The sequence below is a fragment of the Lachnoclostridium sp. Marseille-P6806 genome (assembly GCF_964238185.1).
Classification (GTDB): Bacteria; Bacillota; Clostridia; order Lachnospirales; family Lachnospiraceae; genus Brotaphodocola.
Map to the genome: position 1 here is coordinate 1 of NZ_CAXSLG010000024.1, position 1,365 is coordinate 1,365.

Annotated in this window: 2 protein-coding genes; both read right to left on the reverse strand. The window is 47.8% G+C overall.

The window, feature by feature from the left end; genetic code table 11:
* Positions 1-49: 49 nt before the first annotated feature.
* On the reverse strand, positions 50-958 hold the full coding sequence (locus ACESON_RS15170; RefSeq protein WP_373110762.1) for an IS3 family transposase: 909 nt from the start codon (positions 956-958) through the stop codon (positions 50-52).
* The gene (locus ACESON_RS15175) at positions 955-1,287 is read right to left on the reverse strand and encodes a transposase (RefSeq protein WP_373110763.1); all 333 of its coding nucleotides are present in this window, start codon (positions 1,285-1,287) and stop codon (positions 955-957) included. Before ACESON_RS15175 ends, ACESON_RS15170 begins: the two co-directional genes overlap by 4 nt.
* Positions 1,288-1,365 lie beyond the last annotated feature (78 nt).

Genomic DNA, 1,365 nt, shown 5'->3' on the forward strand with positions numbered 1-1,365 from the left:
CTGATATTGTCAATATTAGTTGACACATTCTTCTCAAAGATATCACTGACTATGTTGCTAACTCCAAAGCCTCATAATACTGTCTTCGTTTTATCATAGGAGGAAGGCCTCCATTAGCTGAGCAGATCCTCCGGTTATTCCAGTAGCTGAGGAAGTATCTCCAGATGAGCTCCTTTAATTCTTCTACCGTCATCGGTTCTGTATCGTAGCGGTCATAGAGAAGCTCGGTTTTCATCCGGGCCCACATGCTCTCGCATCGTGCGTTATCATGGCAGCGGCCACCGGCACTGTTCATGCTTTGACGGATATGATAGTCTCGGATCGCCTTTCGGTAGACCTCGCTGGTATACTGCGTTCCACGGTCACTATGGATAATGGCACCTTCCAAAGACGGATAAGCAGTCAGAGCGTTCTCCAATGTATGGACACACAGATCCGCTTTCATGTTTGTCTCCATTGCCAGGCCGAGGACGCCAAGGTCAAAGCAGTCGAAAATCGCAGATACATACAGTTTCCCATCGGATGCCTTAATCTCCGTGATATCTGTGACGCACTTTTCCAACGGGGCATCCGAATGGAATTCCCGCTTTAACAGATCATCAGATCTCATGGCTTCCCGGTCAGCTTTTGTAATCCCGTTTGGTTTTCTCTTTGGCCGGTGGCTGAGACCGATTTGATCCATGACCCGGTACACGGTACGCTCACTAGGGATAGGGACTCCCTCCGGCTGCTTCAGCAGCAGAGCCTGGTACATCCGGATACGTCCATAAGTATCATTACATTCATCCTCTCTGACGATTTCTTTCATGGCATCTGCCAGAGCCTGGTACTTCCATGGACGATCTTTGTTTGCGAGATATTTATAGAAGCCTTGTCGGCTGACACCAAGCATACGGCAATAAAATGCGATTTTGCCTTTGCTCCTGCCGTCCTCTGTCTTGAGCGCTAGAAAGCTCATCCTCTGGTTTTTGCTGACTTCCGACGGCTGGCGGCGAAAAAAGCACTGGCTTCCTCCAGAAACTCGTTTTCTTCCTTTAGTCGGCGGATTTCCTTATCCTGCTCCTTGACACGCTTGCGTAGCATGGTAATTTCTTCTGACAGGCTCATTGCGCTGGCAGGGGTATGAGAGCCTTCCCCGATATCCAGTTTACCAGCTCTCACTGCTTTCAGCCATGTGTGGATGGTTCCTTCGGGAATTCCTAATTCTTTAGCAGCCTTAGCGCCGCCGATTTCTTTCGCCAGTTTTACTGCCTGTACTTTGTATTCATGGTCATATTTACGTGCCACTTTGAGTACCTCCTTATTCTCTTGATTTTATTATGAAATCATTGAGAATAAGCTGTCAACTTTTTTTATACCACACCA

Bases quoted from the DNA above. Each gene is read 5' to 3' on its own strand.
- ACESON_RS15170 (WP_373110762.1), bottom strand. From the start codon at position 958: ATGAGCTTTCTAGCGCTCAAGACAGAGGACGGCAGGAGCAAAGGCAAA.